This window comes from Selenomonas sp. oral taxon 920 (assembly GCF_001717585.1).
Classification (GTDB): domain Bacteria; phylum Bacillota; class Negativicutes; order Selenomonadales; family Selenomonadaceae; genus Centipeda.
In genome coordinates this window covers 2082043-2108038 of the sequence record NZ_CP017042.1, presented here as the reverse complement: position 1 = coordinate 2108038, position 25996 = coordinate 2082043, and the positions used below count along the sequence as shown (strand labels likewise).

General features: G+C 53.3%; 20 protein-coding genes. All 20 read left to right on the top strand.

Features of this window, described 5'->3' with window-relative positions; all coding sequences use genetic code 11:
• The first annotated feature begins 3 nt into the window (after positions 1-3).
• On the top strand, positions 4-1266 hold the full coding sequence (locus BCS37_RS10100; RefSeq protein ID WP_069181311.1) for a lactate racemase domain-containing protein: 1263 nt from the start codon (positions 4-6) through the stop codon (positions 1264-1266).
• Between the two features lie 171 nt (positions 1267-1437).
• Entirely contained in the window at positions 1438-2457 is a 1020-nt protein-coding gene (locus BCS37_RS10095; RefSeq protein ID WP_069181310.1) for a TRAP transporter substrate-binding protein, read from the top strand.
• Between the two features lie 92 nt (positions 2458-2549).
• Positions 2550-3029 (top strand): TRAP transporter small permease, encoded by a 480-nt coding sequence (locus tag BCS37_RS10090; RefSeq protein ID WP_069181309.1) that lies wholly within the window; start codon positions 2550-2552, stop codon positions 3027-3029.
• Entirely contained in the window at positions 3026-4318 is a 1293-nt protein-coding gene (locus BCS37_RS10085; protein ID WP_069181308.1) for a TRAP transporter large permease, read from the top strand. Before BCS37_RS10090 ends, BCS37_RS10085 begins: the two co-directional genes overlap by 4 nt.
• A gap of 22 nt (positions 4319-4340) precedes the next feature.
• On the top strand, positions 4341-5354 hold the full coding sequence (locus BCS37_RS10080; protein WP_069181307.1) for a C-terminal binding protein: 1014 nt from the start codon (positions 4341-4343) through the stop codon (positions 5352-5354).
• Positions 5348-6337, top strand: a complete 990-nt coding sequence (locus BCS37_RS10075; RefSeq protein WP_069181306.1) for a 2-dehydro-3-deoxygalactonokinase — start codon at positions 5348-5350, stop codon at positions 6335-6337. Before BCS37_RS10080 ends, BCS37_RS10075 begins: the two co-directional genes overlap by 7 nt.
• 11 nt (positions 6338-6348) lie before the next feature.
• Positions 6349-7011 carry a bifunctional 4-hydroxy-2-oxoglutarate aldolase/2-dehydro-3-deoxy-phosphogluconate aldolase gene (locus BCS37_RS10070; protein ID WP_069181305.1) on the top strand — a complete coding sequence of 221 codons (663 nt, stop codon included), beginning with the start codon at positions 6349-6351 and terminating at the stop codon, positions 7009-7011.
• A gap of 5 nt (positions 7012-7016) precedes the next feature.
• Positions 7017-7964 carry a sugar kinase gene (locus BCS37_RS10065; protein WP_069181304.1) on the top strand — a complete coding sequence of 316 codons (948 nt, stop codon included), beginning with the start codon at positions 7017-7019 and terminating at the stop codon, positions 7962-7964.
• A 51-nt stretch (positions 7965-8015) separates the two neighbouring features.
• Positions 8016-8909: a dihydrodipicolinate synthase family protein gene (locus tag BCS37_RS10060; RefSeq protein ID WP_069181303.1), complete on the top strand. Its 894-nt coding sequence runs from the start codon at positions 8016-8018 to the stop codon at positions 8907-8909.
• 99 nt (positions 8910-9008) lie between these two features.
• A complete protein-coding gene (locus BCS37_RS10055; protein ID WP_069181302.1) occupies positions 9009-9860 on the top strand; it encodes a MurR/RpiR family transcriptional regulator in 852 nt (283 codons plus the stop codon).
• Between the two features lie 103 nt (positions 9861-9963).
• The gene (locus BCS37_RS10050) at positions 9964-12270 is read left to right on the top strand and encodes a glycosyltransferase family 2 protein (protein WP_069181301.1); all 2307 of its coding nucleotides are present in this window, start codon (positions 9964-9966) and stop codon (positions 12268-12270) included.
• Positions 12271-12356: 86 nt separating this feature from the next.
• Positions 12357-13421, top strand: coding sequence for a CDP-glucose 4,6-dehydratase (rfbG, locus tag BCS37_RS10045; protein ID WP_069181300.1), 1065 nt, complete (start codon positions 12357-12359; stop codon positions 13419-13421).
• Between the two features lie 182 nt (positions 13422-13603).
• Complete coding sequence (locus BCS37_RS10040) at positions 13604-15439, top strand: thiamine pyrophosphate-binding protein (protein WP_069181299.1); 1836 nt, start codon at positions 13604-13606, stop codon at positions 15437-15439.
• A complete protein-coding gene (locus tag BCS37_RS10035; RefSeq protein ID WP_069181298.1) occupies positions 15436-16635 on the top strand; it encodes a class I SAM-dependent methyltransferase in 1200 nt (399 codons plus the stop codon). The genes BCS37_RS10040 and BCS37_RS10035 overlap by 4 nt, the downstream gene beginning before the upstream one ends.
• Before the next feature lie 53 nt (positions 16636-16688).
• A complete protein-coding gene (locus BCS37_RS10030) occupies positions 16689-18320 on the top strand; it encodes an aldolase catalytic domain-containing protein (RefSeq protein WP_069181297.1) in 1632 nt (543 codons plus the stop codon).
• Positions 18320-19429: an FkbM family methyltransferase gene (locus BCS37_RS10025; protein ID WP_069181296.1), complete on the top strand. Its 1110-nt coding sequence runs from the start codon at positions 18320-18322 to the stop codon at positions 19427-19429. The genes BCS37_RS10030 and BCS37_RS10025 overlap by 1 nt, the downstream gene beginning before the upstream one ends.
• Before the next feature lie 72 nt (positions 19430-19501).
• On the top strand, positions 19502-20389 hold the full coding sequence (locus tag BCS37_RS10020; protein WP_237142704.1) for an NAD-dependent epimerase/dehydratase family protein: 888 nt from the start codon (positions 19502-19504) through the stop codon (positions 20387-20389).
• Between the two features lie 18 nt (positions 20390-20407).
• Positions 20408-21739 (top strand): lipopolysaccharide biosynthesis protein RfbH, encoded by a 1332-nt coding sequence (gene rfbH / locus BCS37_RS10015; RefSeq protein WP_069181295.1) that lies wholly within the window; start codon positions 20408-20410, stop codon positions 21737-21739.
• Between the two features lie 27 nt (positions 21740-21766).
• A complete protein-coding gene (locus BCS37_RS10010; protein WP_069181294.1) occupies positions 21767-23596 on the top strand; it encodes a glycosyltransferase in 1830 nt (609 codons plus the stop codon).
• Between the two features lie 44 nt (positions 23597-23640).
• Positions 23641-25962: a glycosyltransferase family 2 protein gene (locus BCS37_RS10005; RefSeq protein WP_069181293.1), complete on the top strand. Its 2322-nt coding sequence runs from the start codon at positions 23641-23643 to the stop codon at positions 25960-25962.
• The last annotated feature ends 34 nt before the right edge of the window (positions 25963-25996 follow it).

Below are 25996 nucleotides of genomic sequence, written 5' to 3'. Positions count from 1 at the left end.
GTGATGGAAGAAATCTATCTGGAATCGCGAAGCGATATTGTTCCCGCAGATATCGAAGCGGCAGTGGACAGCCTCCTGCGTCAGTTTCCCAATGCGAAAAGGGTGCTTATCGTGCCGCCGGACTATACGCGCTGTTTTTCTATGGCGGGGGAGCTGACACAGCTTCTTTACAAGTGCCTGCATAGAACGGCTGAGATTGATATTATGCCGGCGGTCGGGACGCATGCGATGCTCTCGGCGGATGAACGGCAGAAAATGTTTGGGGACATTCCTGCGGATGTGTTTCTCTACCATCGGTGGCAGACCGATACGGTACGCATCGGAGAGATCCCGGCAGAGCTTGTAGCAAAAATCTCGGAAGGGAATTTTGCCGAGCCAATTGACATCGAGGTAAATCGACGCTTCTGGGAGGGCAGCTATGACCTGATTCTTTCGGTCGGTCAGGTCGTTCCGCACGAGGTCGTCGGGATGGCGAACTACAGCAAGAATATCTTTGTCGGACTCGGCGGTCGGCAGATGATCAACAAGAGTCATATGCTCGGCGCCATCTGTGGGATTGAGCAGGCACTCGGCAACGATCACGCCCCTGCGCGCCAGCTGTTTGACTATGCGCAGGAACACTGTCTGCAAGGGCTGCCGCTCGTCTATTTGCTGACCGTTACGACAACAGATCATGCGGGGACACATCTTCATGGTCTTTATATCGGAGACAGCCGAAAGCCGTTTGAGAAGGCGGTTGCGCTTTCTCAGAAGCGAAATATCACTTATCTCGATCGACCAGCGAAAAAAATTGTGGCGTATTTGGATCCTTATGAACTCAAGACAACGTGGGTGGGGAACAAGGGGATCTATCGTTCACGTATGGCAATTGCGGACGGTGGAGAACTTTTGCTGTTGGCGCCGGGCATCCACGCGTTTGGAGAAAACGAGGAAGTCGATCGGGCGATTCGCGCCTATGGATATGTCGGACGCGATAAAATTCTGGGATTTTACAGAGAAAATTGCTTCCCCAATCAATATATGGTTCCCGCACATCTGATCCACGGCTCCTCAGACGGCAGATTTTCCATCACCTATGCGGTCGATCCGGCAAAGATGAGCCGTGAGGAAATTGAGCATGTCGGCTTTCACTGTATGGATGCAGCAGAGGCGATGCGGCGCTATGATCCGGATGTTCTTCAAGACGGCTGGCAGACGATGCCGGATGGGGAGGAGATATACTTTATCCGAAATCCTGCAACGGGGCTGTGGCGACTTCCTGAATGATCGGATAATGATTGATATATCAGAATTGAGCAGGAAAAGCTTGACATATGTCATAGATTTCGAATATAATGAAATAAATCTATCAGGCATATGTGTGTCGATCCTTTGATCATGCGGTATGCACACATCGTGTTCGGATGAGTGAACGTCAGGCTGTATGGAGGTGCTGTGATGAAGAAGATTGTAGGGATTCTGACCGGTCTTGCGATGCTGCTCATGTCAGTGATGCTGACAGGCTGCGGCGGCGACAGCGGAGGGCAGAAGGCGGCAGGGAATGTTACGCTGAAAGCCGGTTTTGGTTCGAGCATAGACAACAGCTCGGGCGGACAAGGTCTGAAGAAGTTTAAGGAGCTTGTCGAGAAGGAGAGCGGCGGACGCATTACCGTTGAGCTGTTCGGCGATGGACAGTTAGGAAACGATAAATCTATGATGGAGGCCCTGCAGATGGGGACTCTTGACATCACACTGCCATCGAGTTCTCCCGTTTCCGAGTTCAGCAAATCCTTCCTGGCCTTTGATCTTCCCTTCCTTTTCACGGCTCCCGAGCAGGCAGATAAAGTGCTCGATGGCCCCAATGGACAGGAGATTTTGAAATCGCTTGAAACGGTCAATATTGTTGGTCTGTGCTATTTTGAAAATGGGTTCCGCAATATAACGAACAGCAAGCATCCCGTAACGAAAGTGGAGGATCTTGCGGGATTGAAGCTCCGTACCATGCAGAATCCGATCCATCTTGAAACGTTCAAGACATGGAATGCAAACCCGCAGCCGATGGCGTTCAACGAAGTGTTCACAGCACTTGAACAAAAAACGTTGGATGGTCAGGAGAATCCAAATACGATCATCTATGATGCGGGTTTCTATGAGACGCAGAAGTATATGACGATCTCGCATCACTTTTACACCCCCTATGTGCTTATGATCAGCAAGAAGACATGGGACAAGCTTTCCCCGGAGGATCAGAAGCTCATCCAAAAGTGTGCAAATGAGGCTAAAACTTATCAGCGCGAGACCAACCGCCGCCTTGATACGGAGTATCTGGGGAAAATCAAAGAGCATGGCGTGACGGTTGATACCCTCTCTCCGGAAGAAATTGCGAAGATGAAGGAAGAGGCGAAGCCCATCTACGATAAGTTCTCCGGCGATATTGGAAAAGATCGTCTGGATTCCATTATGAAAGAGGCACAGTAATCGGCATCTGATGAGGGCGCCGCCAAAGGGTGAACCCTTGGCGACGCCCTTTTTCTAATGATCGATGTAAAAATGATGGGGGCGTGCAGCGCATGACAGATTTTCTGAAAAAACTTGAACGGTTCGTAGCGCTTCTTGCATCTGCTGCTATGAGCGGCATCGTTCTTCTGGTATTCATCAATGTGGTTCTGCGTTATTGTTTTAACACGGGGCTGACGTGGAGTGATGAGGCAGCTGTCAATCTCTTTGTATGGTTCATCTTTCTCGGTGGGATTCTTGCCGGGATTGACGGGCTGCACCTAAAGGTTGATGTTTTCACCGCTCGTCTGCCGATCGCATGGCAGCATCGATGCAACCTGCTTGCACACTGCTTTGTGCTGCTGGCGATGGGCATTCTTCTGATCGGCGGCATTGAGCAGGTGATCGTGACGAACAATAACGTCAGCTCCGCAACGGGGATTCCTTTTTCCTACATCACCGTGTCGATGGTCGTGTTCGCCGTGAGCATTATACTCCTGACACTGCACGAGATGAAGGACAATGTGCAGAATAAGAGGGAGGATGTAGAATGAACGGCATAGACATCATTGCGGTATTTCTTTCAGCGCTCTTTTTCCTGCTGATGATCGGCGTTCCCATCGCCTACGGGCTGCTTCTTGTATCTGCGGTCATGCTGCTTTACATCGGCAATTTCAGCCCGCAGATGCTCGCTCAGGCGGTTGTCTTTGGGGCGAACAGCTTTACGCTGCTTGCGATTCCGTTTTTTATTTTAGCCGGTGAGATCATGAGTGCCGGCAGCATCTCCAAGCGCATCGTGACTTTTGTTGCGAGCCTTGTCGGGCATGTGCGCGGCGGGCTGGGCTATGTTGTCATTATTGCCAGTACTATCTTTGCGGGGCTGTCCGGATCGGCTGTTGCCGATGCAGCAGCGCTCGGTGCGATTCTGATCCCCATGATGATTCAGATGGGATACGATCGCGCCACGTCGGTTGCTCTTGTCTGTGCTTCGGCGATGATTGCGCCGATCATTCCACCGAGCGTGCCGCTGATTTTATTCGGTGTCAGCGGGCAGACTTCCATCGGGCGCCTCTTTATGGCGGGGATTGTGCCCGGACTTATCATTGCCCTTGCACTGATGATTCTCTGGTATATCATGGCGAAGCGCAACAACTATCCCGTTGGGGAGCGTGCAAAAGCCTCCGAGGTGTTGACAGCGTTTAAGGATTCCATCTTTGCGCTCTTTATGCCGTTTATCATCGTCGGCGGCATACGGTTCGGTATTTTTACACCGACCGAAGCAGGCTGCATCGCAGTGGTATATGCGCTCTTCATTTCCATTGTCATCTATCGTGAAATGGACGTGAAAAAGATCGTCAACGTGCTCATCCAGACATCCAAGACAACGGGACAGGTTCTGCTTGTCGCTGCAGCGGCGATGAGTACGGCGTGGGTTGTCACAACCGCAGGGCTCCCGCAGCAGGTCGTTGTGAGCATGCACGACTTTACGTCTACACCGACGCTGCTGCTGGTCATCATAGCAGTGTTCCTCATCCTGCTTGGCATGGTGATGGACAGTACGCCGGCGATTCTTATCTTTGCGCCGATCTTTATGCCGCTCATCAAGGCGGCAGGAATTGATCCGGTCTACTTTGGCATTGTTATGGTGCTCGATCTCATGATCGGGCTTCTTACACCGCCGGTCGGCACGGTGCTCTTTGTCGGCTGCGGCGTCGGGAATGTCAGGCTCGGGGAACTCGTACAGAAACTATGGCCATTCATCCTTGTGGAGTACGCAGTGCTTTTCCTCTTTATCCTGGTTCCGGATCTGATTCTCGTTCCGATGAAATGGTTTATGCAGTAGAATAGTTAGCTGGGAGGATATTATGGCAAGCAAAAAAATTTATGTAACGGACTACGAATACGATTCTCTTGCCCCGGAAGAGCGAGAAGTCACCTCTGTTGGTCTTGAGCTGGTACCACGTCAGTGCAAAACGGAGGACGATGTGATTCGCGAATGCGCCGATGCTGCCGGGCTGCTCGATCAGTATGCGCCCATTACACGGCGCGTCATGGAATCCCTGCCGAACTTGAAGGTCGTCGCACGTTATGGCGTCGGGGTCAATACGGTCGATCTGGAGGCGGCGACGGAACTCGGCATCTGTGTTTTGAATGTGCCCGACTACTGCGCTGATGAGGTGTCGAACCACGCATTTTCACTCTTCATGGCATGCCACCGCAAGCTCGTTCTTTTGGAGGATCAGATTCGTGCGGGCGGCTGGGATTATAAGATTGCAAAGCCTATCCGGCGCCTTGCGGGGCAGACACTCGGTCTCCTCGGCTTTGGACGTATCCCGCGCATGCTCGCGCGAAAGGCGGCGGCGTTTGACCTGAAGCTGGCGGTCTATGATCCCTTTGTACGTCTGGAGGATGTCGCGGCGTGCGGCGGGACATTGATGTCGTTGGAGGACGTTCTGCGCACCTCGGACATCATCTCGGTTCACGTACCGCTCACGAAGGATACTAATCATCTCCTCAGCCATAAAGAATTTTCTCTGATGAAGCCGGAGGCAATTGTCGTCAACACCTCGCGCGGACCTCTGATCGATGAGGAAGCTCTCTGTGACGCCCTCATGCATGGAAAAATTGCCGCCGCAGGACTTGATGTGACGGAGGCGGAGCCGCTGCCTGCCGATCATCCGCTGCGCAAACTCCCCAACGTCATTGTTACGCCGCACATTGCGTTTTATTCAGAGGAGTCCGAGCTGGAGCTCAAGACGAAAACGGCGCGCGGAGCAGCGGAAATTGTATGCGGCTACGATATGCCGAACATTGTCAATCGTGAGGTTCGTGCGAAACTATCGCTGAAGCCGCACAGAGATGTGAATCGCTCATGCTGATTGCGACCATTGATGCCGGGACGAGCAACACGAGGGTGTTTCTGTGGGAGGATGACAGCATACTGTCCGAAGCACAAAGACCTGTCGGCGTTCGCAATACGGCCATCGACGGACATAATCAACAACTGAGGAAGGCCGTTCGGGACGCCCTGCACGAGGCCGCGGAGCATGCCTCGGTGCAGGTGGATGAGATCACGTGTGTTCTGGGAGCGGGCATGATCACCTCCAATGTCGGCCTCACGGAAATTCCTCACGTGACAGCACCCATCTCGTTGGATGAACTTTCTCACGCACTTGTTCCGTGTCATTTGCCGGAGATCTGCGCACAGCCCATTTATTTTGTTCCCGGCATAAAGAACATCGGGGATGATGCGCTTACTGCAGAGAACTTCGCCGATATGGACATCATGCGCGGCGAGGAAACGGAAGCCGCCGGCATATTGTGTGAGGTGCCTGAGCGTGAAAATGTTGTGCTTGTCCTTCCGGGATCGCACAACAAGTATATCTCTGTGACGGCAGGATATGTTGTGTGCGGCTGTCTTACGACACTCGCGGGAGAGCTGCTGCATGCACTGACCATGCACACGATCCTTGCGGACAGTACGGATCGTGCCTTTGCAGAAGTGTTCGATGAAGATGCGTTTCAGCGCGGCGTTTCCTATGAACGGAAATTCGGACTCGGGCATGCTGCCTTTATGGCGCGCGTGTTTCGCTTATTCGGCAATGCTTCGTCCACGGAGGCCCAGAATTATCTGCTTGGGCTGCTGCTCGCAGACGACTTGGCAGCATTGGAGGCAAGTCCTCTGTTTCGGCGGCTGGACGAGACAACCTTTCGGATCGCTGCCGCCCCTGTGATGCAGGAGGCGTATCGCTCGCTGCTGGAGAACGGAAGGCGGCGCATCATCCCATTGGATCAAAAGATGCGTCACGGCCTTTCGGGACGCGGAGCGATTGTGCTTGCGCGAAAGGCACATTTGGTTTAGGAGTTGTTTCCATGTCGCCATTATTGAATCAATTGCGTGCGGATAAACTGATTGCGATTGTACGCAATGTCCCGCGCCAGCATCTTCGTCCGGCTGCGGAAGCGCTCCTGCAGGGCGGAATTCAGTTTATCGAGGTGACCTTGCGTCCGGGGGACGGCGATGTATCGCGCGAAATGCTGGTTGGTATCGAGGAGCTGAAAAAATACTTCGGCGCGTCCATTCACGTTGGTGCAGGTACCGTTCTGACCTGTGCAGGCGTGGATGCTGCTGCCGCCGTCGGTGCGGAATATATTCTTGCGCCCAATATGCGGCCTGCCGTGATTCACCGTGCAAAGGAAAAGGGGCTGCTTGCCTTGCCCGGTGCTTACACGCCGACGGAGATTGAGGAGGCATGGTGTGAAGGCGCGGATATTGTGAAGGTGTTCCCCGCGGATTCGCTTGGCATATCGTATTTCAAAGCGCTTCGCGGACCGCTGCCACATATTCCGCTCGCAGCCGTTGGCGGTGTCTCTGTCGAAAATGTCGGCTCCTTTCTTGCGGCGGGCGCCGTCGTATGCGGGATCGGCTCGAATCTAGTCAATGAACAGCGTGCCGCATCTCATGCGTGGGATGAAATCCGTACGATGGCTGCGGCATACCGCCGGTCCGTACAGGAATTTACAGAAAAGAGATGACACAGATGGCAAATGTACTGACCTTTGGTGAAACCATGGCGCTTCTGACGGCAGAATCCCCTGGCGCACTCAAAGATGCGCCGCTGTTCAAACGCAGTGTCTGCGGCGCTGAGATGAATGTGTCGGTCGGATTGACGCGGCTCGGACATTGTGTCAGCTACATCAGCCGTGTCGGTCAGGATCCTTTCGGTGAACATATTCTGGACTTCATGGAGGTGCAAAAGATCAGTGCACGTTTCATCGGTGTCGATGCACAGTGGCGGACGGGGATGCAGCTCAAGGAGAAAACGATGGACGGACGGGATCCGTTGGTCGTGAATTTCCGCAAAGGATCCGCGTTTTCGCATATAACCATAGAAGAGCTCCCGCTGGTGGATTGGCAGCAGATCGATCATCTGCATGTTACGGGGATTACGGCGGGACTCTCAATGGACGCCCGAACGACGATGCTGCATCTCATGGATACGGCAAGAGAACAAGGCGCTCCCATCTCCTTTGATCCCAATCTGCGCCCCACGTTATGGGCATCGCAGGAAGAAATGACCCGTGTGATCAATGAGGTTGCTGCGCACGCGGATATTGTGCTGCCTGGGCACGGAGAGGGCAAAATTCTTACGGGAGAAAAGGAGCCGGAAGCAATTGCCGATACCTATCTTGCACGTGGTGCCAAGACGGTAATCGTCAAGCTTGGAACAGATGGAGCCTTTACGAAAAATGATGATGGCAGTACGTTTCACACAAGCGCTTTCCCCGTGACACATGTTGTCGATACGGTTGGTGCCGGCGATGGCTTTGCCGTCGGTGTTCTCAGCGGCATTCTTGAAGGACTTTCACTCCCGGAGGCTGTTCGGCGCGGCGCAGCGATAGGTGCACTTGTCGTCATGACTGCCGGTGACAATGAAGGGCTTCCGACCAAGGATCAGCTCAGGGATTTTATGCAGAGAAATCAGTGAGAGTATTTGTTTCAAATATCTCCTGCCTACATCATTTGAGCGGAGGATACTATGTTCAAGGGAGTCAATTCACCCGTCATCACGATTCTGAAAGACGACGGCAGTATCGACTATGGAAATATGGAGCGGCACATCAACCATCTGATTGAGGCGGGGCTGAACGGACTGCTCTTTCTCGGCAGTCTCGGTGAGTTCTATGCATTCAGTGACGCAGAGAAACGCGCGCTGATCGACTTTGCCGTGAAGACCGCTGCGGGGCGCACGCAGGTCGTTATCGGCATCGGACACACGGAGGAGGCGGAGGTTGTCCGCCTCGCTGCCCATGCAGCTGAGGCGGGCGCGGACGCGCTCAACATCGTTTCACCCTACTACTTCGGGCTGCCCGCTGCTGCGGCAGCCGACTATTTCGAGCGCATCGGAAAGGCGGTCAGCCTGCCCATCATGCTCTACAACTTCCCCGACCGCACGGGCAGTGACCTCAGCCCCGAGATCGTTTGTGAGATCGCACAACGCTGTCCCACGATTGTGGGGATCAAGGACACCGTGGACAACATCAGTCACACGCGGCGCATCTGTCAGACGGTAAAGCCTGTGCGCCCAGGCTTTTCTGTGCTCTCTGGCTTTGACGAATACTACATCGTGAACCGTATCTCGGGCGGTGATGGAGTTCTCTGCGGGCTCACGAACGTCGTGCCGGAACTCTTCGTCCGGATGCACCGCTCCTACGAGAGCGGCGATCTTGCAGCAGCGGTTCGCTGTGCAGAGAAGATTGCGGGGCTGATGCGGATCTACGCCGTAACGCCGCTCTTCATCACAGGCATGAAGGCGGCGGTGCGCGCGGCAGGTCTGCCCATATCCACCTGTACGCGCGCACCGGGGACGGCGCTCACGGAGGCAGAGGAGCGGGAGATTCGGGCGATCCTTGCCGACCTCGAAGAAGCTTGAGCTTTGTCGGACACCTTTCGCAGCAGATTTTTGCGGGAGGTGTTTTTTTTGCCGATCTTTGCTATAATGTTAAAAACAGCAATGGAGGAGAGTGGAACGATGACGGCGGAACATTTGCCGTTGCCCGTGATGCGCGGCTGCTATGCGCATATGACACGAACGGAGAAGCGCATTGCGGATTATGTGGCGGCGCATGTGAGCGAGGTCATGGAGCAGACGATCTCAGAGCTTGCGGCAGAAGTCGGCAGCTCCGAAATTACGATCTCGCGCTTCTGCAAAAAACTCGGGTTCAGCGGGCTGCAGAGTTTCAAGATCGCGCTTGCAGCTGAACTCTATACACAGGCGGAGACCGTCTATCAGGACATCGACAGCGCGGATACGGGCGAGAAGGTTGTGCAGAAGGTCTTTCGCAACATTACGGACGGACTCATGGATACGCTGAAGCTGCTCGACTATGCGGCGGTCGAGCGCGCCGTTGACATTATCCGCGCGGCACGGCGCATTGCCGTCTACGGATTCGGCAACTCCGCCACTGTCTGCCGCGACATCGAGACGCGCTTCCTGCGCTTCGGTATGATTGTGCAGGCGTACAGCGACGCACATCAGCAGGCGACCTCCGCCTCGCTGCTGACGGCCAAGGATGTCGTCATTGCCGTCTCGCATACGGGTGCAACCCTCGAACTCCTCGACTCTGTGCGAACGGCGCGGGAGGCAGGAGCTGCCGTCATCGTCATTACAAGTCACGCCCACTCGCCGCTTGCCAAGCTCGGCGACGTTGTGCTGCACGGCATGGGGCGCGAGGTGCACTACAGCTCCGAGGCAGTCTCCTCGCGCCTCATCCACATGGCAATCACCGATGCCCTTTACACCGTTATCGCCATGCAGAGTCCGAAGGACTACCGCCGCAACCTGCAGAAGATGCGCGAGGTGATCGCGAAGAAGCGCTCGTAGGGGGCATCACTTCCGAGAAAGAGCAGTGCCTGATGTCCATACATGACACAGCGCCGCTGAGATGGAATGTGAGGGAATTTGACAAAGAATAGGGAGAACATAGATGGAGATGGATGGAGCGGCGTATCAAGAAGTGGTGCGGCGCGCGCGTGCGCATATTGAATGCGGAACGACGGAGAACTTGGCGGCAGCGGAGGCGGAGCTTGCCTCCCTGCACCATATCTTTCCGAAGCGGCTCGAATACATCTGTGCCGAGGTTGCTCTCATGATCGCGCGGGGCGAGGATGGGGCAAAATGCCGAAATATTCTTGACTGTACGACGCAGGAGTTCTATCCGATGCCGGCGCTTGCGGATGTATTCGAACTCAAGAGCCGCACATTCCCCGAGGGGACACCAGCGTGGCGGCAGACACGGTTTGCACACGACTTTTACATAAACAGCATTCTTCCACAGGAATATTTTGTACGGCTGAACGAGCGGAAGGCAGCATTTCTGATGGAGTCGCTGAACGCCAACCTCATGCGTGCACTTGCCGAGGAATACTATGTCACGCGCAATATGCTCGCCTACTTTGTTCTGATGATGGCGTACTGCAGACTGACGGGGCGGGAGGACTACGATGATATCCTCATCGAGGATACGGGCATCCCCTATCCGGATCCAGTCTATCGGGGAAACTTCGGATTCTTATTGCGGATGTTTACGGACGGGAACAGCAACCTCTTTCTGCTTGTCGGCACAGCAGAGGAGCGCTCCGATCAGCAGGTACTTGCGCGTGCACTCGACATCCTCGGACAGCAGGCAATGCTCGTGTGCGAGACCACGGCGACGGAGCAGGCAGAGAATCTGAACACCTATGCACTGCACTGCATTCAGGGGGCGCGTGCCGACGGGGAACAGATCGTACTCGACGTGGGGCGATATCGTCATGAAGACGGCAGAGAGGAGTCCGCGACACACCGCGTTATCCGTCTCCTTGCGCGGAGCACGGCACAGACAGCACCGCTGATCGTCATTGCACGCGATGACCGCATGGATGAACTGCACGCAAAGGACGCACTTGCGGGCAATATCCAGCGCCTTTCCCACTGCCTGCCGCCGCAGTTTTCCTATGGATTTTCCTTTGCGTGGGCGGGGGATTATCTAACGTACATCAGCTACTTTTACGGCGAGAACATTGAGCCGTTGCTCGACGCACCTGCGACGTGCGACTTCTCGATCGTCATTCCCGTGCGGAACTCTGCTGACACGCTGAGGTATACATTGGAGACATGCCTTTCGGTGGACTATGACGGAAGTTATGAGATTGTCCTCAGCGACAACTCGGATGAGGATCGAAATGAGGTGTACCACCTCGTTGAGGAACTGAACGATCCGCGCATTCGTTACTATAAGACACCATTTGCGCTCCCTCTTACAAAGAGCTTTGAATACGCGTTCCTCCATGCACGTGGCGCGTTCATTTTCTCTCTGGGCGCGGATGATGGCGTGCTCCCGTGGGCGTTGAAATACATTAGGAAGGCGATGGCGGATTATCCGTCAGCATCTGTTATTTCGTGGCATCGAGATTATTATCTATGGCCGGAGCTTACAGGGACATCCGTACATAAAATCCAACTCGTTGAGCGGGAAGTTTCGAAGCAATATATGGTCTACTCTCTGCGCGGAGAGCATGAAGGAATCATCGCGAATATCAAGTCTCTCCTATACCGCATCCCGCTTCTTTACATCAACGCGGGATTCCGGCGCGGATACTTGAGAGATATTCTGAGGCAGACGAGCCGCATCCTTGACGGTGGGTGTCAGGATCTTTATATGGGGGCGGTTAATCTTCTGCTGCAAGAGACATGCGTCGAGATTCAGTACCCACTCACAATCGCAGGGATGTCAGGACACTCCATCGGAGCCGCAATGACGTGTGATTTCTCTCACGTTGGGGAGGTTCCTCCTGCAGCAGCGTACCTTCCGTTGCGCGCACGCCGGGGAGAATATGTTCCGCGTAGGTCAGAGATGGTGATCCCATATATCCTCACAGCGGATACTTTTGTGTTCTATATGAGCTTGTATCGCTTGAGAGAATTCGGCCTCCCGATGAAGATTCACCCGGAGCAATGCTACACCGATTTGTCGGATCATATTTTTTTGACCGATCTGCGCTTTGACCGATACTGGGGGCTGCTGCTTTATGGGAGCACCTTGTGTTCCAAATCCGTACACAATCAATGCCTCCGCTTTTATGAAAAAATCTGTAATCGCATGAAACAAATTGAAGATCATGAGGCAACAGACATAGATATTAAGAAAGGGTATTCGAAAGGAAACCAGATGATTACGCTGGATTCAACGGAACTCGATTGCCATAATATTGCAGATGCAGTGCGGTTTGAAGCACGTATTCTGAATCTTTGATTTGGTAATTTTATGGGGACACTGATAAAATGGAGTCTGCCGAATTTACCAGTAAAATCTTTGATAGAGATGAGAAGGGGGACAAGATGAATGACTGTTTGAAATTCTATGCGGGAAAGCGCGTATTCCTCACGGGCCATACGGGGTTCAAGGGCATGTGGCTCTCTCTCCTGCTCTTGCGGGCGGGGGCGGAGGTGACGGGGTTTTCCCTCGATGCGCCGACCGAGAGCGGTGCACAGGCGTTGAGCCGTCTCGGTATACGGAAAGAAATGCGGGATGTGCACGGCGATGTGCGCGATCTCGCTGCGCTCTCCCGCGCATTTCATGAGGCACGCCCCGAGGTCGTCTTTCATCTCGCGGCGCAGCCCATCGTGCGCACGAGCTACCGTCAGCCCGTGGATACCTTTGCGGCAAACGTGATGGGGACGGTGAATCTGCTTGAATGCGTCCGCACGGCGGATATGGTGCGCTCCGCGCTCATTGTGACGACAGACAAGGTCTACGAAAATAAAGAGTGGGCATGGGGCTACCGCGAGAATGAGCCGCTCATGGGCTATGACCCATATTCCGCGAGTAAGAGCTGCGCCGAGATCGCCGTCTACAGCTACCGGCAGAGCTTCCTCGCAGCACGCGATGTGCGCGTCTCAACGGCGCGTGCGGGCAACGTGATCGGCGGCGGTGACTTCGCGCCCGACCGAATCATTCCAGACTGCATTCGCGCTGCCGTGCGCAGGCAGACCATCGACATCCGCAATCCGCACTCGACACGACCCTATCAGCACGTTCTCGAACCCCTCTCCGTCTATCTCACGCTTGCGGTGCGGCAGGCAGCGGACGCATCCCTTGTCGGTGCGTGGAACGTCGGTCCCGACGATGCGGACTGCGTGACGACGGGCCAGCTTGCTGATCTTTTCTGCCGTGCGTGGGGCGATGGCGCATACTGGCAGACGCACGCGGACGGCGGCCCGCACGAGGCGCATTTTTTGAAACTTGACTGCTCGAAAATAAAGAGTGGACTCGGGTGGAAACCGCGTTGGCACATCAAAGAAGCGGTCGAGAAAACGGTGGAATGGGCGAAGGCGTGGGAGACGGGCGCCGATATGCGTGCAATGACAGAGGCGCAGATACGTGGATTCTTTGGAGAAGTCTAAGAGATGAAATGAGGATGCACTCTTATGAGAAACACATAAGAGCCGATAGAGTCTATAGGGATACCGCAGAAGAATGCAAACTCCTTTACGCAGTACTGTTTTTTGAGTTGAGTTGCGGTTGAAAATGGATGAGGATTAATCATGTGTACGAAGAGAATAGGAACTTCGTAAGGGAGAATAGAATGAAAATCAAGGTATCAGACTATATTGCAGACTTTCTTGCCGCACATGGTGTGCATCAGGTTTTTTCCGTCGTGGGCGGCGGCGCGATGCATCTTAATGATTCACTGGGACATCATGAGGCCCTTTCGACCATCTATCAACATCACGAACAGGCGGCGGCGATGGCGGCAGAGTGCTATACGCGGCTTCATGGAGAGATGGCGGCGCTCTGTGTAACGAGCGGACCGGGTGCGCTCAATGCAATCAGCGGTGTTGTTGGTGCGTATCAGGACTCCATTCCGATGATTGTCCTGTCGGGACAGGCGAAGAGCACGCTCTGCATTGCAGGGTGCGGCGGGAAGATTCGTACGATCGGCGGGCAGGAAGCGGACGTTGTTTCTGCCGTTCGCAACAACATGACGAAGAATGCGGTTATGCTCATGCAGCCGGAGCGAGTCCGCTACGAGCTCGAGAAGGCATTCTTCCTTGCACGGGAGGGGCGTCCGGGACCGTGTTGGGTCGACATTCCGTTGGATGTGCAGGGAATGTATGTCGAGGAGACAGAGTTGGAGGGCTATGTGACGCCTGCACCTGAGGGCAGGACGGATGTGCATATGGCGGCGAAGGAGGTTCTTGCGCACCTGCAAGAGGCAGAGCGCCCCGTTCTCTATGCGGGCAACGGCATCCGCCTCTCGGGTGGTGTGGAGATTTTCAGGCGGCTGCGCAAAGTACTTGGTATTCCCGTTGTCACCTGTTGGGGCAGCATCGATCTCATTGCAACGGACGATTCGCTCTACGTGGGGCGCGGCGGCAATATGGGCGACCGTGCGGGCAATTTTGCCGTGCAGAACAGCGATATGGTGCTTTCCATCGGTGCAAGCCTGAGCATCAATCAGGTTGGATGGGACACAAAGACATGGGCACGTGCTGCCTATGTGGCAATGGTCGATATTGATCCGCTCGAGATGGAAAAGTGGATTGTGCATGTTGATTTGCCGATCTGTGCAGATGCGGCAGAGTTTATGGAGGCACTTCTGCATGAGGCTGAGGGGAAAACCAAATCCTATGTGAAATGGGTGGAACGTTGTGAGGCTTGGAAGGCACGCTATCCCGTTGTGCAGGAACGCCACAGGAAGGCAGCCGGGAAGGTCAATCTCTACGCTTTTCTGGATGCGATGAGTCGAAATTTGCCACAGAATGCTGTGACGATTGCCGCAAATGCCTCGGCGACTGTTGCAGGAAGTCAGGCATTCTACATCAAGGACGGTGATCGTTTCCTTCTGAATGGTGCGATGGGCTCGATGGGCTACGCACTCCCTGCCTCAATTGGTGCATGTGTTGCAAATGGTAAAGAACGGGTGTTTTGTATCGAGGGTGACGGCAGTATCATGATGAATGTGCAGGAACTCCAGACAATCGCGACGAACCGTTTACCGATTGTCCTCTTTGTGCTCAATAATGAGGGGTATCATCAGATTCGGCAAACGCAGAGCAATGTGTTTGCGGGACACTCATTTGTAGGGGTTGGTCCTGCGAGCGGTGATCTTGGTTTTCCTGATTTTGAAAGGCTTGCCGCTGCATTTGGGTTGCCGTACGATTGCATCGGGACAAATGAGGGGCTTGCGGATCATGTCAAGAAAGTTCTTGCGACCGACGGACCGCTGCTCTGCGAGGTCATCGTCAGCACGGATCAGCCGTTTGAGCCGAAATCCGCGACAAAACGACTCGCGGACGGCTCGCTCTTTTCGCCCCCCCTGGAGGATATGGCACCATTTCTCTCGCGTGAGGAACTCGCGGAAAATATGATTATTCCGCTCGTCGAGGAGCGGTCGACAAGAAAGAGTGAAAAGAAATGAAGATTTTGCGCACGGCGTGTCCCGGCTGTGATACGCCAACAGAAAAGGCGCGTCACGTCTTTCGGCGTGATTTTTCTGCCGCTGCTTCCATCATGCCTTTTCGTGCCTACGATGTCTGTGCGTGTCCCGCGTGTGGGCTCTTCTACGCGGGCAACATCGAGGAATCCATGCCGCTTGCGGATTACTACGCGATGCTGTCGCGCTATGAGGGAGCGTCCTTTGTACTCTCGGCTCCAATGAAGCGAGTCTATGAGCGTGAGGCGGCATTTATTGCGAAACACGTCGGCAAGGAAGCACGCATTCTTGATATCGGCTGTGCTTCGGGCGGGCTCTTGGGTGAGCTGCAGCGGCATGGCTATACGCATTTGTTCGGTCTTGAGCTGTCGGGGAAAAATTGCACCCATATCAAGGAACACTATGGAATCGAGGCATATCAGGGGGGGCTAGGAAACTTGCCCGAACCCTTTGAGGATTCGTTTGATCTTGTTATTTTGAGCGGCGTCTTGGAGCATTTGCTGGATTTGCGGGAAAATCTGAAAGAATGTCTGTCGCTTCTTTCTGCGCAAGGGAAGCTCTATCTCTTTCTTCCTGATATGGAGCAATTTCGGACGCATGCAGACCTCTATCAGGAGTTCAGTGCCGAACATATCAATTTCTTCAGCCGTGCCAGTTTGGATGCGTTGCTTTTGACCTTTGGCATGGAAGCTGTTTCCGTGGCACGCGACGAGGAGGCTGTCTGCGGCGTGGCGGGAAATCTGCATGGGATATGGCAGCATGGGGCAGGATCCTGTTCTGCCTCATCGGACAATCCGGAGGCGGTGGGTGAGAACCGCAGACGCGATGATGCGGCGATGCAGGAGTATCTGGATGCGTGTGCGGAGCTTGTAGAGCACGTTCGCAGACGTGTCGCATCAGAGCTTCGGGGAGAGAAAGCCTTTGTATGGGGAGCAGCAACACAGACAGCGCTTCTCTTCCAGATGGGAGTTCTGTCGGAGGAAAACGTTTTTGGTGTTGTGGATTCGAACGTCAACTATCATGGACAACATGCCTATGTAGGGACGATCTCTCCCCCTGCGGTCCTGCGGGAGCACCCCAATGTTCCCGTGCTTATCTCCTCGCAGTACGCGCAGGATGAGATTGCGTCTGTGATTCGCGATACAATGCGGCTCCCGAATCGCATCATCAAGCTGTTTTGATCTGAGCCCCTTTATCCATATATTGTTGTCTGCGATAGCAAAGGAGTAAAAGAATGGAAGAAAAAATCGTGCTGCTGGACTGCACACTGCGCGATGGTGCATACATTACGGAGTCACATTTTGGAACGCCGGCAATCAAGGGAATTATCAAGAAATTGCAGGAGGCACGCGTCGATATCATCGAGATCGGTTGGTTGAAAGACAAGCCGCATGAGGAAGGTACGAGCTTTTTTCATGTACCGGGGGATGCCGTCCCCTATCTCGTTGAGCGGTCGTCACGTGCGACGTATGTCGCGATGATCGATTGGGATCGCTACGATACGGAGCAGCTCCCGCCCTGCGATGGAACATCCATCAATGCCGTCCGCGTCGTGTTCCCGCATGGGAAACACAGGGAGGGGATTGCTGTCGCGAAAAAGATACGTGAAAAGGGATATCAGGTATTCCTGCAAGCGGCAAATACGATGGCGTACAGCAATGCGGATTTAGAGGAGCTCGTGGCGGAGGTCAACGCATTCTCGCCCGTCGCATTGTCCGTTGTTGACACGTTTGGTGCGATGTATGCGGAGGACTTGGAGCGCATCGTCAGTGTAATGGACGCAAAGCTTGACAAGGCAGTCGGGCTTGGTTTCCATTCGCACAACAATCAGCAGCTCTCCTTTGCCCTGACCATTCGCTTTATCGATTTGTTGGAGACATCCGGACGCACCGTCATGGTGGATGCGAGCCTCTGCGGCATGGGACGCGGAGCGGGGAATGCGACGACGGAGCTGGTCGCGAGTTATTTGAACCGCAAGAAGCACGGAAACTATGATTTGGATGCCATACTGGATGCGATTGATACCTACATGGAGCCGTTTCAGCAGGCATATACATGGGGCTACTCCACGCCGTATTTTGTCGCGGGGCTTTACCAGTGTCACGTCAACAATATTGCCTACCTTCAGCGCAATCACAGGGCGAACGCACGCGATATGCGCAACATCATCGCATCCCTGTCGCAGGCAGAGAGGCACAAGTACGACTATGATCTGCTGGAACAGCGTTATCTTGAGAATCAGTCCCGCCACATTGATGATGAGGATGCTGTTCGTGCATTGCGCCGAGCGTTTGAGGGGCGGACGGTGCTTCTGGTGGCACCGGGGCGATCCGTTATCGACAAGGCACAGAGCGTGCATGCGTTCATCAAAAAGGAAAATCCTGTCGTGATTGGCGTCAATGCGATTTGCGACGGCTATACTTACGACTATCTGTTCTTTGTCAACAGTGCACGCTATGACTACGCAAAAAATGCCCATGAAACGACATTTGCGGCGACGAAGAAAATTGTGCTGTCGAGCATTCAGTTGGAGGAAGCAGACAGTGAACTGGTTCTGAACTTCAACCGTGCCATCAAACGCGGCTGGCCGCATTTCGACAATGCCGTGATTTCTGCTCTGCGGCTGTTCAACAGCATTGGGGTAAAGAATGTCGCAATTGCGGGATTCGACGGGTTCCGCCATGCCTATAACGAGAGCTATGCGGACCCGTCTCTGCCAACGCTCAACCCGGACAATCGCTGGGACGAACTGAATGTGGAAATTGCCTCGATGTTTGCAGACGTACGATCCAGAACGAAAGGCAGTATGGAGATTTCGTTCGTGACGGAAAGCCTCTTTGATGTAGATGGAAGGAGCCCCCTGTAATGACGGGAAACGATTGGCTGCAGCGTCTGGAAGAGGGACTGAGAAACGCTGCTGAGCAGGTGCAGAAGGTGCGCGGCGGTAAAAAGGAATGGCTTGTGTTCGGCACGGGCTCGACGACGGAACTTTATCTGCCATGTTTTGAAGCTGAGGGCATTGATCCTATTGCCTACGTGGACAATAACACATCCAAATATGGGACGGGCTACTATGGCAAGCCGGTTGTTCCGGCGAGCAAGATCGCCGGTTATGCGGATGCGGCGGTGCTTCTATGCACGGATGATCGACGGACATGCAGGGAAATCGGGGCGCAGCTCTGCAGCATAGGAATTCCGTACCTCCTCGTGGCAGAGTATGTTTACGCACGTCATGCGCAGGAAATCATGGAGAATGCAGCTGCTCTGGATGAAACTTCGCTTGCCGTCTATGCGGATCGGATTTTGGCACATCTCGAAAACCGCCCCTTACAGCATATGGAGCACGCACAATATTTCGCTGTGCCGGAGTTTTACGGATGTGCATATCGTGAGGTGTTTGTGGACATCGGCGCGTATGTCGGGGATACGATTGAGCAGTATCTGAACAATCGGCAGGGCGCATTCGCGCGCATCTATGCCATTGAGCCGAATGCTGCATCGTTTGCGGCGCTTTCCGCCCGTGTGGAGCGACTGCGAAGGGAATGGGCACTTGAGGATGGGCGTATCCGACTCATTCAGGCGGGGATTGGAAAAGAAAGCTGCCAAGGTCATGTTGTTCCCGGCAGCGGAACAAATGCACAGCTGGGATCGCGCATCTCTGAGGAAGGGGCATCGGATGAGGGAGAAACCCTTGTCATTTATAAGGTCGACGATCTTTTCAGGGATGAGCACATTGGCTTTTTGAAGGCGGATATTGAAGGTCGTGAACTCGACATGCTGCAAGGGGGGATTAATGTCATCAGGCGTGATCGCCCAAAGATCGCAGTGTGCATCTACCACAACTGTTCTGACATGTATCGTATTTTTTCTTATTTGCGTGAGGAGCTGACGGATTATCGTTTTGCCGTCCGACATCACGCGCATTCTTTTGCGGAAACTGTTCTCTATGCCTATCCGGTTGAGATGGGGGGGTAAACAGATGTTTGTTTTAGCCCGATATATTATGCTTACCAAAGTCTGTGGCTTTTTTTGAGGACGAAAACCGTGATGTTGAAACAATACATTGTCACAGGTGCAGCGGGATTTCTTGGCTGCAACCTCGTCGAGCGGCTGATGCGGGAAGACGATGCGCACATCTATGCCGTTGTGCGTCCGGACTCACCGCACAATGCACGGATTGTGGATTCAGAACAATGCACACTTGTTTTCGCGGATCTTGCGGAATATGCACATCTTGACAAGCTGATCGGAGAGCCGTGCGATGTGTTCTTCCATCTCGCATGGCAGGGTGCTCGTGATGACTTTTCTATACAGTACGGCAATATTGTGCATACACTCAGCGCACTCGAAGCAGCGGCACGCCTTGGCTGCCATCGCTTTATCTGCACGGGCTCACAGGCGGAGTACGGGCGGCAGACACAGCTCATCACGGAGGCGACGTGTCCGCATCCCGGCGATGCCTACGGCGCAGCAAAGCTTGCTGCCTGTGCACTCTCTCGTGTACGTGCCGCAGAACTCGGCATAGAATGGATCTGGGGGCGCGTGTTCAGTCTCTATGGGAAGTACGAGCAGGAGGGGCGTATGCTGCCCGCACTGGCTGAGTCCCTAAGGGAAGGGAAGCCCTTCGCATTCTCCTCGACGGGGGCACAGAATTGGGACTACCTCTATGCAGCGGACGCGGCGGATGCGCTTCTTGCACTTGTCGAACGGGGGCGTACGGACGAGATCTACAATATTGCACATGGGGACTATCGTCCCCTGCGTGACTTTGTTGCGGAGGCACAGCGCACCATCGCCCCAAATGCGGCAGTCTCCTATGGCGAGGGGACTGGCAATTTTTCCTTGCAGGCATCCGTGGATAAACTGCGTCGTGATACGGGATGGCAGCCTACAACTGGATTTATTGAGGGGCTGTGCAGGGGATATTTACTGTAAATGCAGGGAGAGAAATAAATGAGTGAACAGGAGATGCGCGAAAAGATTCTCGCACTGGTACGGGAGTATGCGGAGAAATATCATGCGCCGAAGGAGGGCTTTGCGCCGGGGGATCGTCTGCCGTATGCGGCACGTGTCTACGACCACGAGGAGATGGAGAATCTTGTAGAGAGCGCGCTTGAGTTCTGGCTGACAGCGGGGCACTATACGGAGGAGTTTGAACGTGGTCTTGCGGCATTCTTGGGGGTGAAGCATTGCTCGCTAGTCAACTCCGGCTCGTCGGCGAATCTCCTTGCCTTTATGGCACTCACATCCCCGCTCCTCGGGGAGCGTGCTGTGCAGCGCGGCGATGAGGTCATCACGGTCGCGGCGGGGTTTCCGACGACGGTTGCACCGATGATTCAGTACGGTGCGGTGCCCGTCTTCGTGGATGTAAGTCTGCCGACGTACAATGTGGATGTGAGCCTCCTCGAGGGAGCCCTCTCCGCGCGAACAAAGGCGGTGATGATCGCGCATACGCTCGGCAATCCGTTCGATCTCGCGGCGGTGAAATCGTTCTGTGACCGTCATAATCTCTGGCTTGTCGAGGACAACTGCGACGCACTCGGCTCACAGTACACACTAAGCGGAACGGAGCGCTATACGGGAACGATCGGCGACATCGGTACGTCGAGTTTCTATCCGCCGCATCATATGACGATGGGCGAGGGCGGTGCGGTCTATACGGATAGCGCTCTCCTGCACCGCATCGTGCGCTCTCTGCGGGACTGGGGGCGCGACTGCATCTGTGCATCAGGACAGGATAATCTCTGCGGACACCGCTTTGATCGGCAGGATGGGGAACTGCCGCGCGGCTACGATCATAAATATGTCTATTCGCATTTCGGCTATAACCTGAAGGTGACGGATCTGCAGGCTGCTGTTGGTGTCGCACAGCTGAAGAAACTTCCGTCCTTTGTCGAGCGACGGCGGCATAATTTCACACACCTCAAAGAGGCGCTTTCGGATATGGAGGAATTCTTTATCCTGCCGACCGCAACGGAGCACGCAAATCCGAGCTGGTTCGGTTTCCTGCTGACCTGCCGCGAAGGTGTCGAACGAGCAAAAATTGTGCGTTATATCGAGGAGCATGGCATCCAGACGCGGATGCTCTTTGCGGGGAATCTGACGAAGCATCCCTGCTTTGATGCGATGCGTGCTGCGGGAAAAGGCTACCGTATCGCAGGAGAACTGACACAGACCGACCGCATTATGAACGATACGTTCTGGCTTGGTGTCTACCCCGGGCTGACGGATGAGAAGATCGACTATATGGCGCAGACAGTAAAGGATGCGGTGCGCGTACAGTAAGCTGCTGTTGGACGAGAGGGAGAAGAGATGGACAAGGAACAGATGCGGTCTCTGCTGGAGGTATCCGTGGAGGCGGTGGACTATATTGCAGCCGTGATTGAGGATGGGACGGATTCCCCCGCCGTTGTTGAGTTGATGGATAATCTGCGCAGGATCGCGGCGGCGGTCGAAGCGGAAACGCGGGGGGCGGACGGCCTCCTGCAAAAGGTATATCTGTACGCACGCAATATTCAGGCATCGATGGAGGAGCTGCAGCGTGATCCATCCCTGTTTGCACGTGTGTTTTCCTGTGAGATCCGTCCGTTCATCCTCGAAATGCAGCGCCTGTGGCATCTCGCGGCAGAGGTTCTTTCGGACGAAGGACGCAGGGCACAACATCAAGCAGCATTGATGCAGGCGATGCGCGACCTGCATCATGCACCGCGTATGGAATGTACGTACGACGTGTCGATTGTACTGTGTGCATATAATAAGTTGGAATACACGAAAGCGGCAGTCGAGAGTATATTTGCCCATACAGATTTTTCGAGCGGGCGGGTGGAACTCATTACGATCAACAACGGTTCGGATGACGGTACACGAGAATATTTTGAGAGCCTGCCGCATACAAAGAAGATCAATTTGAAATACAATATTCTCGGCTTCAATGCGGCGCAGTACATTGCGGAGGGGAAATACTACGTTGGATACTCCAATGATGTCGTTGCCACACCGCATTGGCTTGAAAATCTTCTTGTGGCGATGGAGTCTGATGGTCGCATCGCAATGGCAGTTCCTACCTGTAATGAGGAAAGCGTATCTAATTTTCAGGGAATCCCTGTTCCTTATCCCAATACTTTTGATGGGATGGAAGAGATGCAGAGATTTGCGGAGACCTATAATTATCGAAAGCCTACCATTTGGGAAGATCGCAGTCAGCTGATGCCGTTTCTGTATATTGTCCCGAAGCGTCTTCATCAGCTGGGATTAATTGATCCAATATATACACGAGGCGAGTTTGTGGATGATGACCTATCAACACTTCTTCGTCGTACTGGCTGGCGGCAGGTGCTTCTTAAAGATACATTTATGCATCACTTCGGTGGAGTGACACTCGGTGAGGGGCGTCAAAAGGTGCCAAGAAATGCTCTTGATGAGATGCGTCGCGTTTATTATGAGAAATGGGGCGTGGACGCATGGGAGTCACGTGGCGGCTTTTCTGGTGTTGAGGACATATGGAGAGGGCATGCCTTCTGTGGGAAGGAACATGTCCTCATGCTGGAACCACGCTTTGGTGATCTTGGCTGCATGATTCTTAATCAGTATCGGAAAGAGGGGGGGGTACCACATATGACAGCTGCGGTTTTTGATAAACGGTATCTGCCCGATACAGAGTACCTCTTTGATGAAACAATTACGGCGTCCAGTGTAGAGGAGGCTGTCGTGCAAAGCGGCTGTTCATACAATCTCATTAGTGCGGGCTGCTATCTGGACGAGCTTCCTCTCGGCGATGTGGTCGCAGACATTGAACGGCTCTATGCGCTTCTTGCACCGAGCAGCATATTGCTTTTGCCAGTGCGTAATCCTGGCAGTGCCTACGAACTCTGTCATATTATGGATACGGGGACGCGGGAGATATATAGCGACTTAGGCGAGGTGAATAGATTTTCCAGTATTCCCTATGGGCAGCTTTTGACAGCTCTTGATGAACATCCGCTTCTGAATCACTATAAAATGCATACTGTAGCTTTTGAAGTCGATGTTCCTCTTATGGAACGGTTGAAGCCCTTGTTTTGTTTGGATGGTGTCGCATGTGCGGAGGCTGAGATGAGCCTTTCCGTGCGCATGGGCTTCCTCGAGATCTTTAAAGCTTGTTAATATAGCTGATATATCCAATCCGTATGATATAGGAGTAGGTGTTTATGACAGAAGCAGAATACCATTCGACCTTACGGCAGATACGTAAATGGATCGATCGTGGTGGCGGAGAAGATCTGTGCAAGGCGGAGGAAGGAATTGATGAACTGCGCTCTGTCTATCCAAAGCGGCTGCCTTATATCTGCGCCGAAGTAGAGCTGATGCTCGCCAAGGGAGAGGATGCTGAGAAGTGTCGCAATGTTATCGACTATGTTGTGCAGGAATTCTATCCCCAGGAAGGGCTTTCGGATATTTTTGCACTCAAACGACGCACTTATACCGAAAACTCTCCCGAACATCGCCAGTTGGATTTTTTAGTCGAATTCTATCAGACGGGTGTTTTGCCTCAGCAGCCATTTGATGTCCTGGACGACATGAAGGAGCATCTGCTTGTGGGGCAGACAGATCTCGATGAACTGCATGCCCTTGCTGAGCAATACTATGTGACGCGCAATACGCTGCTTTCTGCTGTGTTGATGATGGCGTGGTGTAAACGGGCTGGACATATGGAGGACTGTGAGAATTATATCCTTCAGGATGCCGGGCAGCCGTATCCGCATCCTGTTTATAAGGGGAACTTCGGCTATTTGGCACGGATGTTTACCGATGGCGGTTCTTATACGTTCCTCTTGATTGATGATGCGGCAGGCGACCGTACGGATATAGATGTGCTAGCAAATGTACTGCATTTGCTAGGTCAGAACGTGATTATTCTGCGTGAATATGATGAAGTCTTGCCGGTACAGGATATAAATACATATGCGCTTTCATGCATCCAAGATGCACAGACAGAGCGGGAATGTATTGTTATTACTGTTGGCAAGTGCCGCATGGATTCCGATTTCGTCGTCGATGCAACCCCTGCCGTTATCCGCCTGCTCACTCGCAGTATCTCGCAGGACGCGCCGCTCATCGTCTTTGCACGTGATGGGCGCATGGGAGAGCTTCATGCACGGACGGCACTTGCTGGAGATATTCAGAGACTTTCGCATTGTTTGCCGAAGCAGTTCTCCTATGGCCTTTCGTTTGCTTGGACGGGGGATTATCTCAAGTATATTAGCTATCTCTATGGAGAATCTGCTGAGACATTACTTGCGGCACCTGCCTCCTGTGATTTTTCGATTGTGATTCCCGTGCGCAATTCGGCAGATACGCTGCGACACACGTTAAAGACTTGTCTTGCGATGGATTATGCAGGAAGCTATGAGGTCGTTCTGAGCGATAACTCAGACGAGGGCTGTACGGCTGTACGCGAGCTTTATGAGGAGATAGGTGATCCTCGTATTCGCTATTATAAGACACCTATCTCTCTCCCTCTTGATAAGAGTTTTGAATTTGCCTTCCTCCATGCGCATGGGGAGTTTATCTTCTCAATTGGTGCGGATGACGGTGTTTATCCGTGGGCGCTTACCTACCTAAAGAAAGCACTCGCAGATCATCCCAAAGAACCTATGTTCAGCTGGAATCGGGGGTTCTACACATGGCCGGCATTATTGCCGTATGATCGTAGTATTCTTCAAGTCCCTCTTTATGAGGCGGAGGTGTCTGCTCTCTATCACGGACTTGGTCTGTATTCCAATCATCGTGATATTGTGGAGCACATTGACGATATTTTTTATAATTTGCCGTTGTTTTACATTAATTCTGGTTTTCGCCGCAGCTATTTACACACATTGCGGCAAAGGACAGGAAGGCTGCTTGATGGTATCGCCCAGGATGCTTATATGGCCACGGTCAACCTTTTTCTGAATGATCACGTTGTTCATATCAACTGCCCCCTCACGACTGCCGGGATGTCGGGATATTCGATTGGCGCAGGAACACTGATTTTTAATGATGATGTTGCAGCAGTGACGAATATAAACAAAAAAAAGAAGTATTTGTGTGATCAGATGGGTGAGTATGTTCTGCGCGACGGAGAGTACCGCGTTCCATATATTGATACGGCGGATAAGCTTGGATTTTATATGAGCGTCATGCGTCTGCAAGAAATGGGAGTGATCCATGCAGAGGTGGCCGAGGATCATTGCTTTGACTACTTTGGCAAACGTATATATTTGACGGATGTACAGTTTGAACGGTTTTGCGGAATGCTGCTTTATGCTGCTTCTCAATGCGGCATAAAGAAATATCGGCAGTGCAGAGCCTTCTATGAAGCAATCTGCGCGCAGCCAAAACAGGTGGAGAATCCCCAAATGGAGCTTTTCAGTGACTATAAAACAGGATACTCAGCAGAGACTGAGAAACTCACATTGGATGCAAAAGCCTTTGACTGCTACAACGTTGCAGATGTTGTTCGTCTCACTGCGCGCATTCTGAACCTTTAAGCTATATGCAGAGATGCGTGTGTTTTTGGGAGAA